At 71.3% G+C, this 12,208-nt stretch carries 12 protein-coding genes; 8 read left to right on the forward strand and 4 right to left on the reverse strand.

Annotated features, from left to right (window positions below; genetic code table 11):
* Nucleotides 1-23: 23 nt before the first annotated feature.
* Nucleotides 24-1,007, reverse strand: a complete 984-nt coding sequence (locus ACWGSR_RS09315) for an ArsR family transcriptional regulator (RefSeq protein WP_453564971.1) — start codon at nt 1,005-1,007, stop codon at nt 24-26.
* Nucleotides 1,008-1,088: 81 nt separating this feature from the next.
* On the opposite strand from ACWGSR_RS09315, the gene ACWGSR_RS09320 reads away from it, so the two are divergent.
* Nucleotides 1,089-2,318, forward strand: coding sequence for an MFS transporter (locus tag ACWGSR_RS09320; protein WP_453564974.1), 1,230 nt, complete (start codon nt 1,089-1,091; stop codon nt 2,316-2,318).
* 300 nt (nt 2,319-2,618) lie between these two features.
* Here the strand turns inward: ACWGSR_RS09320 and ACWGSR_RS09325 are convergent, their stop codons facing one another.
* The 3 genes from ACWGSR_RS09325 to ACWGSR_RS09335 all read right to left on the reverse strand — a co-directional run bounded on the left by ACWGSR_RS09325 (nt 2,619) and on the right by ACWGSR_RS09335 (nt 6,060).
* Nucleotides 2,619-4,073: a catalase gene (locus ACWGSR_RS09325; RefSeq protein ID WP_376240002.1), complete on the reverse strand. Its 1,455-nt coding sequence runs from the start codon at nt 4,071-4,073 to the stop codon at nt 2,619-2,621.
* 191 nt (nt 4,074-4,264) lie between these two features.
* On the reverse strand, nt 4,265-5,155 hold the full coding sequence (locus ACWGSR_RS09330; RefSeq protein ID WP_376240000.1) for a 2-hydroxy-3-oxopropionate reductase: 891 nt from the start codon (nt 5,153-5,155) through the stop codon (nt 4,265-4,267).
* A 53-nt stretch (nt 5,156-5,208) separates the two neighbouring features.
* Nucleotides 5,209-6,060 carry a TIM barrel protein gene (locus ACWGSR_RS09335; RefSeq protein ID WP_376239997.1) on the reverse strand — a complete coding sequence of 284 codons (852 nt, stop codon included), beginning with the start codon at nt 6,058-6,060 and terminating at the stop codon, nt 5,209-5,211.
* 142 nt (nt 6,061-6,202) lie between these two features.
* Between ACWGSR_RS09335 and ACWGSR_RS09340 the strand changes: the two genes are divergently transcribed.
* The 7 genes from ACWGSR_RS09340 (at nt 6,203) to ACWGSR_RS09370 (ending at nt 11,810) form a co-directional block, all read left to right on the forward strand.
* Complete coding sequence (locus tag ACWGSR_RS09340) at nt 6,203-6,454, forward strand: hypothetical protein (RefSeq protein WP_366374497.1); 252 nt, start codon at nt 6,203-6,205, stop codon at nt 6,452-6,454.
* A 44-nt stretch (nt 6,455-6,498) separates the two neighbouring features.
* Nucleotides 6,499-6,837 (forward strand): helix-turn-helix domain-containing protein, encoded by a 339-nt coding sequence (locus ACWGSR_RS09345; protein WP_376240066.1) that lies wholly within the window; start codon nt 6,499-6,501, stop codon nt 6,835-6,837.
* 155 nt (nt 6,838-6,992) lie between these two features.
* Nucleotides 6,993-7,508, forward strand: coding sequence for a 2-oxo-4-hydroxy-4-carboxy-5-ureidoimidazoline decarboxylase (gene uraD / locus ACWGSR_RS09350; protein WP_351970390.1), 516 nt, complete (start codon nt 6,993-6,995; stop codon nt 7,506-7,508).
* 47 nt (nt 7,509-7,555) lie between these two features.
* A complete protein-coding gene (gene uraH / locus ACWGSR_RS09355) occupies nt 7,556-7,960 on the forward strand; it encodes a hydroxyisourate hydrolase (RefSeq protein ID WP_366373788.1) in 405 nt (134 codons plus the stop codon).
* 5 nt (nt 7,961-7,965) lie between these two features.
* Nucleotides 7,966-8,889, forward strand: coding sequence for a factor-independent urate hydroxylase (gene pucL / locus ACWGSR_RS09360; RefSeq protein WP_366373789.1), 924 nt, complete (start codon nt 7,966-7,968; stop codon nt 8,887-8,889).
* 74 nt (nt 8,890-8,963) lie between these two features.
* Nucleotides 8,964-10,370 carry a nucleobase:cation symporter-2 family protein gene (locus ACWGSR_RS09365; RefSeq protein WP_453564978.1) on the forward strand — a complete coding sequence of 469 codons (1,407 nt, stop codon included), beginning with the start codon at nt 8,964-8,966 and terminating at the stop codon, nt 10,368-10,370.
* A gap of 48 nt (nt 10,371-10,418) precedes the next feature.
* Nucleotides 10,419-11,810, forward strand: coding sequence for an 8-oxoguanine deaminase (locus tag ACWGSR_RS09370; RefSeq protein ID WP_376239987.1), 1,392 nt, complete (start codon nt 10,419-10,421; stop codon nt 11,808-11,810).
* Nucleotides 11,811-12,208: the final 398 nt, after the last annotated feature.

Below are 12,208 nucleotides of genomic sequence, written 5' to 3' on the forward strand. Positions count from 1 at the left end.
GGAGCACCGGGGCGGGGGCCGTCTCATGTCCCTCCCGCGCCCTGCGCCCGTACGAGCACCGCGCCCGCCTCCGTCCACTCGTAGAGGACCGACCGGCCCGCCCGTCCCCGCCGTACGAGTCCCGCCTCCCGCAGCACCTTCAGGTGCCGGCCCACCGAGCCGAGGCCCTGTCCGGTCAGGGCCACCAACTGGCTGGTGGACTTCGGCGTCCCCAGGCGCACGAGCACCCCCGCCCGCCCCGGTCCGAGCAGTGCGCCGAGTGCCTGCGGCACGACCGGGCCCGAGGCGTCCGCCAGGACGCCCGCACAGGGGTAGACCACCGCGAACCGCTCCGTGCCCTCCCAGGACACCCAGCCCGCCGCCGGGGTCACCGGCACGAAGAGCAGCCGACCGCCGTCGACCGAACGCGGCGGGTACGGACGGGCGTTGACCTGGAGGCGGCCGTCGCCCAACCAGCGCATCCGGCCCGGCGACAGCTCGTCCAGGGCCGCCGCCCAGCCGGCCCGGCCCAACCGCGCCGTCCGCCCCGTCACGTCGGCCTCGAGGATCCTCCGTCGCCGCGGCCACTCCGGAAGCACCGTCTCCCGCCACACCCAGGTCAGGACCTCCGCCGTCCGCCCGGGCAGGTCCCGCGCCGACCGCAGCGGCTCCGGCACGGGACCGCCGAGGGAGACGGCCAGCTGCGGCACCGCGTCGGCCGGGTCGGCGTCGCGGACGGCCGCCACCTCCTCCTCGAAGGACCGCTCGCCCTCGCCCAGCGGCGTCGGTGTCAGGAAGTCCGCGTTCCAGGTGCGCCCGAGCGCGGCCCGTACGAGCAGGGCGTCGAGCGGCTCGGCCGCCAGACGCGCCCGGTAGGCGGGCAACGACGCCCTCAGCCACGCCCGTTCGCCCGGGTGGCTCGCGGAGGCCGCGTGCAGGGTCATGAGCGCGGCGATCGTCTCGGCCAGCGGCGAGACCACGAAGCGGCCGCCCGCGAGCGAGTCGGCCCCGATCCGCCACCAGCCCATCCCGCCGCCTCCCGTACCCCTCCGTTTCGCCTTCACGCGAAACGATAACGGCGCCCGCCGGGCGCCCCCGAGACTCCCCGCATGTCCCGTCACGACGCCCGCTGCCGCACCCTTTTCCGCACTCCCGAATTCACCCCGCTCCTCCTCACCGGCTCCGCCCACACCGCCGCGCAGACGGTGGCCGGGCTCGGGCTCGCCACCCTCGTCCTCCACACCACCGGCTCGCCGCTCCTCTCCGCCCTCGCCCTCTTCGGACCCTCGCTCGCCCAGCTCCTCGGCGCGACCACGCTGCTCTCCGCCGCCGACCGGCTGCCGCCGCGCGCCGCGCTCTCCGGGATCGCCCTCTTCTTCGCCGCGGGCACGGCCGTCCTGGCGGTCCCCGCCCTGCCCACCTGGGCGGTCTTCGTGGTCCTCCTCGTCGAGGGGCTCGTGGCCTCGTTGGGCGGCGGAGTGCGCCACGGGCTCCTGAACGAGATCCTTCCGCGCGAGCGGTACCTCCTCGGCCGCTCGGTGACGAACGTGTCCGCCGGCGTCTGCCAGATCGGCGGCTTCGCGGCCGGCGGACTCCTCGTCGCCCTGCTCTCACCGCGCGGCGCGGTCCTCGCCGGCGCCGGGCTCTACCTCGCCGCTGCCCTCCTCGCCCGGTTCGGCCTCGCGGCGCGTCCGCCGCGCGCCGGAGGACGGCCCTCGATCGCCGTGACCCGGCGCACCAACGCACGGCTCCTGTCCCCGCCCGCCCGGCGCCGCTGCTACCTCGCGCTCTGGGTGCCCAACGGGCTGATCGTGGGCTGCGAGTCGCTGTTCGTGCCGTACGCACCCGAGCGCGCCGGACTCCTCTTCGTCTGCGGCGCGTTCGGAATGCTGATCGGGGACACCGCCGTCGGCCGCTTCCTGCCGGAGCGACTGCGCGACCGGCTCCGCTTCCCGCTCCAGGCGCTGCTCGCGGCCCCGTTCCTCCTCTTCGCCCTCGACCCCGGGCTTCCGCTCGCGCTCGCCGCCGTGACCGTGTCGGCGGTGGGGTACGGGGCGAGCCTGCTGCACCAGGAGCGGCTGATGGCCCTGGTGCCGGAGGAGCTGGGCGGTCACGCCCTGGGCCTGCACTCCTCGGGGATGCTCGCGTTCCAGGGGGTGAGCGCGGCGCTCGCCGGCGCCCTCGCCCAGGCCGCCTCGCCGCGGACCGGGATGGTGCTCCTCGCCCTCGCCTCGCTCGCCGTGACGTTCCTCCTGGCGCGGGCCGACCGGCGGGGGGAGAAGACGAAGAAGAGCGCGGAACCAGGGACCGTAAACCTGGTTCCGCGCTCTTCCGTCTGATGACCGCCCGACGGTGCGAGGCTGGCGCGACAGGACGTTCGCGCCGCCGGGCGGAGTCTTGGGATTCCCTTGTACAGGGGAGGCGTTGGGACCGCGGCGGTGCCGACGGGTCGAGCGGCCGTCCCTTCCTTCAGGTCAGGGAAGGAGGGCCCTCGCCCTTACCACCGCACTGGCTCGGAGCCGCCGCGGTCCTCACGCTGTCCGGTTCACCGGCCACCCCTCATTCGGGCCGGTGATCCGGACCGCGTACGGCGCTGACCTCCCGTCAAGTGCCGTACGCAGTCTGGGTTCTGCCGTGGGTCAGTCGCGCAGGGCGGCGACCGCCTCGGCCACGCGCCTGCCGTACTCCGGGTCGGCGGCGGCGAAGTGCGCGACGTTCTTCTCGACGACGTCCTCGCGGGCCACCTGGGAGAGGCTGCCGGCGATGTTGGCGACCAGACGGCCCTTCTCGTCCTCGGACATCAGGCGGTAGAGCTCACCGGCCTGGAAGAAGTCGTCGTCCTTGACGTGCGCGGGCGCCTCGTGGGTGCCGGTCCAGCCGTGGATCGCGAGCGGCGCGGAGAGCGCGGCGTCGGTCTGGGCCGGGCCCTGGTACGAGTTGGGCTCGTAGTTCTTGTCGTGGCGCGAGCCGTTGCGGGTGGCCATGAAGCCGTCCCGGCCGTAGTTCTGCGCCGTGGTCGCCCTGGGGGCGTTCACCGGCAGCAGGGTGTGGTTCACGCCGAGGCGGTAGCGGTGGGCGTCCGCGTAGGCGAAGAGGCGGCCCTGGAGCATCTTGTCCGGCGAGGGGCCGATGCCCGGGACGAAGTTGTTCGGGGAGAACGCGGCCTGCTCGACCTCGGCGAAGACGTTGTCCGGGTTGCGGTCGAGGACCAGGCGGCCCACCCGCTGGAGCGGGTAGTCGGCGTGCGGCCACACCTTGGTGAGGTCGAACGGGTTGAAGCGGTAGTCCGCGGCCTCGGCGGCCGGCATGACCTGGACGTAGAGGGTCCAGGAGGGGTTGACGCCGCGCTCGATCGCCTGGAGCAGGTCGGTCTGGTGCGAGTTGGCGTCCTTGCCGACCAGCTCGGCGGCCTGCTCGGCGGAGAGGCTGCGGACGCCCTGGTTCGTCTTGAAGTGGTACTTGACGAAGAAGGCCTCGCCCGCCTCGTTGGTCCACTGGTAGGTGTGCGAGCCGAAGCCGTGCATGTGCCGGTACGAGGCCGGGATGCCGCGGTCGCCGAAGAGCCAGGTGATCTGGTGGGTGGACTCGGGGGAGTGCGCCCAGAAGTCCCAGACGTTGTCCGGCTCCTGCTTGCCCGTGAACGGGTCGCGCTTCTGCGAGTGGATGAAGTCGGGGAACTTGATCGGGTCCTTGATGAAGAACACCGGGGTGTTGTTGCCGACGAGGTCGTAGTTGCCCTCCTCGGTGTAGAACTTCAGCGCGAAGCCGCGGGGGTCACGGACCGCGTCCGCGCCGCCGAGCGAGTCGGCCACGGTGGAGAAGCGGATGAAGGTCTCGGTCCGCTTGCCGACCTCGGAGAGGAACGCGGCCTTCGTGAAGCCGGTGACGTCGTCGGTGACCTCGAAGTACCCGTACGCGCCGGAACCGCGGGCGTGCACCACGCGCTCCGGGATCCGCTCACGGTTGAAGCGCGCGAGCTTCTCCAGCAGGTGCTGGTCCTGGAGGAGGAGGGGGCCACCGACGCCGGCGGTGGCGGAGTTCTGGTTGTCGGCGACGGGGGCGCCGGACTCGGTCGTAAGCACGCGCTGCGACATCGTGACCTTCCGTACGGGAGCTGCACTGTGTGACGGTGCCAGGAGCGTAGGTACGCCCTCCGAAAAACGTCAACAGTTTGTTGAAAATGAAGTGTGGTGTTCCGGTCGGCGGCGGCGCCTGGGCGCGACAGGACAGTTGTCAGCGCCGCCGCCGACCGGAAATCGGGGGCCCCGGGGAAGCGGGGACGGGGTCAGACCTGCTGGCCGGAGAGGCGCTCGACGGCGCGCAGCAGGGCCGAGTGGTCCAGGCCGCCGTCACCCTGGGCGCGCAGCGAGGCGACGAGCTGGGCGACGACCGCGCCGACCGGAAGGGCGGCGCCCACGTTGCGGGCGGCGTCGGTGACGATGCCCATGTCCTTGTGGTGCAGGTCGATCCGGAAGCCCGGCTTGAAGTCCCGGTTCAGGAAGTTGTCCTTCTTGCGGGTCAGCACGGTCGAACCGGCCAGACCGCCGTTGAGGACGTCGAGGGCCGCGGTGAGGTCCACGCCGGACTTCTCCAGGAAGACCACGGCCTCGGCGCAGGCCTGGATGTTGACCGCCACGATGAGCTGGTTGGCGGCCTTCACCGTCTGGCCGGAGCCGTGCGGACCGCACAGCACGATCGTCTTGCCGAGGGCCTCCAGGATCGGCAGGGCCTCGTCGAAGTCGGCCCGCTCGCCGCCGACCATGATCGAGAGCACGGCCTCGATGGCGCCGGCCTCGCCGCCGGAGACCGGGGCGTCGATGACGCGTATCCCCTTCTCGGCGGCGTTCTTGGCGAGGTCGACCGAGGTCTGCGGGGTGATCGACGACATGTCGACGATCAGCGCGCCCTGCCTCGCGTTCTCCAGGATGCCCTCGGGGCCGTAGGAGATCGCCTCGACCTGCGGGGAGGCGGGCACCATCGTGATGATCACGTCGGCGTCCTTGACGGCCTCGGCGATCGAGCCCGCGGCGGTGCCGCCGGCCTTGGCGAGACGGTCCAGCTTGTCCTGCTCCAGGGTGAAGCCGGTGACCGGGTAGCCGGCCTTGAGGAGGTTCTCGGACATGGGGGAGCCCATGATGCCGAGGCCGATCCACGCGATCTTGGGAAGGTTGCTCATGAGGGTGCCTCTCGAAAACTGGTGGTACGGGGGAGGGGGCGCGGGTCGGCCGGTCAGCGGGCCGCGCGGGCCTCGGCCGGGAGCCACTCGAAGGACGCGGCGGCGTCGGCGGCCTTGTACTCCAGGCCGACCCAGCCGTCGTAACCGGCCTTCTTCAGCTCGTCGAGGAGCTGCTCCAGGGGCAGGTCGCCGGTGCCCGGCGCGCCGCGGCCCGGGTTGTCCGCGATCTGCACGTGGCCGGTCTTGTCCGCGTACCGCGCGATGACCGCGCTCACGTCCTCGCCGTTCATCGACAGGTGGTAGACGTCGAGCAGGAACTTGGCGTTGCCGAGTCCGGTGGCCGCGTTGACCTTGTCGACGACCTCGATCGCGGCGGGGGCGCTCACCAGCGGGTAGAGCGGCGACTCCGGCTTGTTGAGGGTCTCGACCAGGAGGATCGCGCCGACGCGGTCGGCGGCCCGGGCGGCCAGGACCAGGTTCTCCAGGGCAAGGGTGTCCTGGATCTGCGGGTCCACGCCCTCGACGCGGTTGCCGTAGAGCGCGTTGAGCGCCTTGCAGCCGACCGAGGCGGCGAAGTCGGCGGCCACGTCGATGTTGGCGCGGAAGCGGTCCGACTCCTCGCCGGGCACGGAGAGGGCCCCGCGGTCCGGGCCGGGGAGCTGCCCGGCGTAGAAGTTCAGTCCCACCAGCTGGGTGCCGGCGTCCTCAAGGGCTTTCCTGAGGGCGTCGAGCTCGCTCTGCTCGGGGGTGGCGGTGTCGATCCAGGGCCACCACAGCTCGACCGCGGTGAAGCCCGCCGCGGCGGCGGCCGCGGGGCGCTCCAGGAGCGGGAGTTCCGTGAAGAGGATCGACAGGTTCACATCGAAGCGCTGATCCGTGACGGCGTCTTCTGAGAAGCGGGTCATGAGAGGTAGGCGCTCCTTCCGTATAGCGGAAGTAAGTTTCTGTCTGACGGAATGTTGCAAGCAGGTCGCCGCGCTTGTCAAGAGGTCCCCGCAGGTCCGGGGCTCCCGCGGGCCCGGGGAAGGGTCGTAACTTGGGGCCATGGTGCGTTTGAGAGTGGAGTTCACGACCGAGCCGTTCGACCTCGACGAGGCGCCGGCGCACGCGGTCGTGGCCCGTGAGGTCATCCAGTCGGCCGACCTGGACGCGGTGGACGTCGGCCCCTTCGGCAACACGGCGGAAGGCGGCGCCGACGCGGTCCTCACCGCCGTCGACGCGCTGCTCCGCGAGTCGCTCGCGGCCGGCGCCACGCGCGTCTCGCTCCAGGTCAATGTGATCGGGGAGGACGGGAAGTGAACGAACACCCCTTGATCGCCGCGGTGAAGCCCCTGGTCGACGCCATGGGCGCCGAGCTGCTGGGCCCCGAGCTGGCCGAGCCCGACGACGTCGTCCTGTCCTGGGAGGGGGAGGACGTGCTCGCCGTGCGCCTCCCGCAGCTCTCGGAGTCCCTGGACCACATCCTGGCCGCCCTCGAGCGGCGGCACGGGACGCCGCTCGCGGAGCTCGACCGCAAGTCGAAGCAGGAGATCGTCCGCCTCCTGGAGGCGCGTGGCGCCTTCTCGGTGCGCCACGGGGTGGAGACGGTGGCGGGCGCGCTCGGCGTCAGCCGCTTCACCGTGTACAACTACCTGAACCGCGAGACCGCCCTGAACAGGGAAAAGGCCGCCAAGGCCGACTAGTTGATCATGTGTGTCCACAAGCCGTCGTCCGCATGTCGGGACGACGGCTTTTGTGTCACCGACTTTTCAACAAAGTGTTGACGTTGTGTTGTGGAGGGCGTTAGCTATCCGCAGCCCGTCCGACGCACAGCGAAAAACAGCCACGGAGGCTTCCCGTGACTTCAGGTACGACACCGGGCCTGGCCCGGTTCAACACCTCGGCGGACAGCGAGGCCCTCGCCGCGCTCCACGAGGTGTGCTCCAGCTCGGCGTGGGGGAGCAAGATCCTCGCCCAGCGCCCGTACACCACCGCCGAAGCCCTCTTCCTCGCCAGTGACGCCGCCATGGCCGAGCTGACCGCCGAGGACCTGGCCGAGGCGATGGCCGGGCACCCGCCGATCGGTCGTCCGAAGGCCGGGGACCCGACCTCCTCCCGCGAGCAGAGCGGGATGGCCGGCGCCTCCGAGGAGCTCAAGGCCGAGATGCTCGAACTCAACCTGGCCTACCAGGACAGGTTCGGTCATGTCTTCCTCATCTGCGCCACCGGCAAGAGCGGCGAACAGATGCGCGACGCGGTCCGCGAGCGGATCGGCAACTCGCCCGAGGCGGAGCGCGAGATCGTCCGCACCGAACTGGGCAAGATCAACCGCATCCGGCTGACCCGCCTCGCCGAGGGCCCGCAGGCCCCGTAGGGGACTCGTAGGAGTCCCGCAAGAGCAAAGAGGAAGAGAGCTCCGCAATGAGCACCGACACCACGGCCTCGGTGTCCACGCACATCCTGGACACCAGCATCGGCCGCCCCGCCGAGGGCGTCGCCGTCGCACTCGCGGCCCGCGCCGGCTCCGACGCGGAGTGGACCGCGCTCGGCGGCTCCGCCACCGACGCGGACGGGCGCTGCAAGGACCTGCCGGCCCTGCCGGAGGGAACCACCCACGTACGCCTCGACTTCGAGACCGAGACGTACTTCTCGACCCAGCACAGTGCGAAGAAGCAAGCCGAGGCGCAGCAGGACGCCCCCCGCGTAAGGGACAGCGGTGCGTTCTTCCCGGAGGTGGCGATCACGTTCGCCGTCACCCCGGGCGAGCACTACCACGTACCGCTGCTGCTCAACCCGTTCGGCTACTCCGTATACCGAGGGAGCTAGCAGACATGCCCACGATTCTCGGCCAGAACCAGTACGGCAAAGCAGAGAACCGCGTAGTCAAGATCACGCGGGACGGCGCCACCCACCACATCAAGGACCTCAACGTCTCCGTCGCCCTCTCCGGCGACCTCAGCGACGTCCACCTCACCGGCTCCAACGCCCACTGCCTCCCCACCGACACGACGAAGAACACCGTCTTCGCGTTCGCCAAGGAGTACGGCATCGAGTCCGCCGAGCAGTTCGGCATCCACCTCGCCCGCCACTTCGTGACGAGCCAGGAGCCGATCAAGCGCGCCCGGATCCGGATCGAGGAGTACAGCTGGGAGCGCATCGCCTCCTCCGACGCCAACTCCAAGTTCATCGGCTCCGACGAGGTCAACCACTCCTTCGCCCGCAAGGGCCAGGAGACCCGCGTCACCCAGATCACCTACGACGGCGAGAAGTGGGAGGTCATCTCCGGCCTCAAGGACCTCGTCGTCATGAACTCCACCAACTCGGAGTTCTGGGGCTACATCAAGGACCAGTACACGACGCTCCAGGAGGCGTACGACCGCATCCTGGCCACCCAGGTGTCCGGCCGGTGGCGCTTCAACTGGACCGACGACGACCAGCGCATGCCCAACTGGGAGCGGTCCTACGAGCAGACCAGGAAGCACATGCTGGAGGCCTTCGCGGAGACGTACTCGTACTCCCTCCAGCAGACGCTCTACCAGATGGCCACCCGGATCATCAACCACCGCTCGGAGATCGACGAGGTCCGCTTCTCGCTCCCGAACAAGCACCACTTCCTGGTCGACCTCGAACCCTTCGGCCTGAAGAACGACAACGAGGTCTACTACGCCGCCGACCGCATGTACGGCCTCATCGAGGCCACCGTCCTGCGTGACGGAGCCACGGCGCAGATCCCGGTCGACATGACCAACCTCTAAGCGGCGTCCGAGTGACCGGCCCCCGCCCGCCCGCAGTCGGGCGGGGGCCGCACCGGACCGGAGGGAACCTTCCCATGGCACAGCCTGCAAAGGGGCCGGCAACCGCCGAAGGCCCGTGTTCCACCCCCTCGTCCTCCCCGGCCCCCTGCCACCCGGTGGACGAGAAGCTCCCCGTCTCGCGGCTCGTCCCCGCGGCGCTCCAGCACATCGCCGCCATGTACGCCGGCGTCGTCACCCCTCCGCTCATCATCGGCCAGGCCGTCGGCCTGGACGCCGCCGGCATGACCCGGCTCATCGCCGCCAGCCTCCTCATCGCCGGCTGCGCGACCGTTCTGCAGACCCTCGGCGCCGGACGCTTCGCCGGCAACCGGCTCCCGTTCGTCAACGCCGCCTCGTCCGCCGGCATCGCCCCGATGCTCGCCATCGCCGAGACCAGCGCCCCCGGACACCAACTGCCCGCCATCTACGGCGCGGTGATGGTCGCCGGAGTCTTCTGCCTCGCCATCGGCCCCTTCTTCGGCCGGCTCCTGCGCTTCTTCCCGTCGCTCGTCACCGGCGTCGTCATCACCCTCATCGGGGTCACCCTGATGCCCGTGCCCGTGGCCTGGGCCCAGGGCGGCGACCGGACCGCGGCCGACTTCGGCGCCATGAAGTACCTGGCGCTCGCCGGCTTCACCCTCGTCGTCATCCTGCTCTTCCAGCGCTTCGGCAAGGGCTTCGTCAAGCAGATCGCCCTGCTCCTCGGCCTCTTCATCGGCACCCTCGCCGCGATCCCCTTCGGGATGGCCGACTTCGGCGCCCTGCGCGAGGCGCCCGTCGCGGCCCTGCCCGCGCCCTTCGCCTTCGGCGCCCCCGAGTTCCAGCCCGCCGCGATCCTCTCCCTCTGCATCGTGATGCTGGTCCTGATGACGGAGTCCAGCGCCGGCATGCTCGCCCTCGGTGAGATCTGCGAGCGGCGCACCGACGGCCGGACCATCACCCGCGGCCTGCGCACCGACGGCATCGCCACCCTGCTCGGCCCCGTCTTCGGCGGCTTCCCGACCTCGGCCTTCGCCCAGAACGTCGGCGTCGTCTCGCTGACCCGGGTCCGCTCCCGGTACGTGGTCGCCGCCGCCGGCTGCGCCCTGCTCGTCCTCGGCGCCTTCCCGGTCCTCGGCGCGGTCGTCTCCACGGTCCCGATGCCCGTCCTCGGCGGCGCCGGCATCGTCCTCTTCGGCTCGATCGCGGTCAGCGGCATCCGGACCCTCTCGGAAGCCGGACTCGACGACAGCTCCAACATCATCCTGGTGGCCGTCGCGCTCGGAGCGGGCATCATCCCGCTCGCCGCCCCCACCTTCTACGCCGGCTTCCCGGCCTGGGCGCAGACCGTGCTCGGCTCCGGCATCAGCGCGGGCGCGCTCGCCGCCGTCCTGCTCAACCTGTTCTTCCACCATCTCGGCACCCGGAGCCGTCAGACGGCCCCGGCACTCAAATCCTCCTAGGGTCCTGCCGTGCCCACACCACCCCCGAGGAATGAAGGAAGCACCGCCATGGCAGCACCTTCGGCAGCCCCCCAGCGGATCGTCGTCGAGAACGCGGCGATCGCGACCGTCGACGCGAACGACACCGAGTACGCCTCCGGGTACCTCGTCGTCGCCGACAACAGGATCGAGTCCATCGGCGCCGGCAAGGCCCCCGAAGGCCTGGAGAACGTGGTCCGGCGCATCGACGCCACCGGCCACCTGGTCACGCCCGGCCTGGTCAACACCCACCACCACTTCTACCAGTGGATCACCCGCGGCCTGGCGACCGACCACAACCTCTTCAACTGGCTGGTCGCGCTCTACCCGACCTGGGCGCGGATCGACGAGCAGATGGTGCGGGCCGCCGCCCAGGGCTCGCTGGCGATGATGGCCCGGGGCGGCGTCACCACCGCCATGGACCACCACTACGTCTACCCGGTGAACTCCGGCGACCTCTCCGGCGCCATCATCGGCGCCGCCTCCGAGATGGGCGTCCGCTTCACCCTCGCCCGCGGCTCCATGGACCGCAGCGAGAAGGACGGCGGCCTGCCGCCGGACTTCGCCGTCGAGACCACCGAGGGCGCGCTCGCCGCGACCGAGGAGACCGTGAAGCGGTACCACGACGCCTCCTTCGACGCGATGACCCAGGTCGCCGTCGCCCCCTGTTCCCCCTTCTCCATCTCCACCGAGCTGCTCCGCGAGGGCGCCGCGCTCGGCCGCCGCCTGGGCGTGCGCATGCACACCCACGGCTCGGAGACCGTGGAGGAGGAGAAGTTCTGCCACGAGCTCTTCGGCATGGGCCCGACGGACTACTTCGAGTCCACCGGCTTCCTCGGCGAGGACGTGTGGATGGCGCACTGCGTCCACATGAACGACTCCGACATCGCCGCCTTCGCCCGCACGAAGACGGGCGTGGCGCACTGCCCCTCCTCCAACGCGCGCCTCGCCGCCGGCATCGCCCGCGTACCGGACATGCTGAAGGCGGGCGTCCCCGTCGGCCTCGGCGTCGACGGCACCGCCTCCAACGAGTCCGGCGAGCTCCACACCGAGCTGCGCAACGCGCTCCTCATCAACCGCCTCGGCGCCCACCGCGAGGCCGCGCTCAACGCCCGCCAGGCCCTGCGCCTCGGCACCTACGGCGGCGCGCAGGTCCTCGGCCGCGCCGACAGCATCGGCTCCCTCGAAGCCGGCAAGCTCGCCGACTTCGTCCTCTGGAAGATCGACGGCCTCGGCCACTCGACCATCGCCGACCCGGTCACCGCCATCGTCTTCGGCGCGGCGGCCCCGGTCACGGCCTCCTTCGTCAACGGCCGGCAGATCGTCGAGAACGACCGGCTGCTCACCGTCGACGAGGACACCATCGCGCGCGACGCGCGCACGGAGGCGCAGCGCCTGGCCCGCATCGCGGCCCAGGGCTGACCCTCCCCACGGAGTCCGGCCGAGGGGGACGGCCCTCGGCCGGTCGCCGCGGATCCGAGCGGGATCCGCGGCAGCCCGACCGGGAGGTGCCGTACGCAGAAGACCTACGGCACCTCCCGGGACGGTGACACGTGCCCGCGCCCCCACCGGGCACCCCGCCCACGCGCCGCATCCCCTCCGCGGCCGCACCGCCCCACCCCCCGGAGCCCCGCCCGTCGGGACTCCGCACCGGGGATCCGCCCGCCGGGCCCCCGGCCCTCCCGCAACGAGCCGCACCTCCTGCACCCGCACCGCATCGCACCACCTCCCAGACACCCGCGTCACCGCCGACGTGTAACCGACCGGAGGAACCGCCGTGGCAGCCAAGCCCCAGGTTCGCAATGCACAAGACGCAGGCT

It is taken from the genome of Streptomyces sp. NPDC055632 (genome assembly GCF_053618675.1).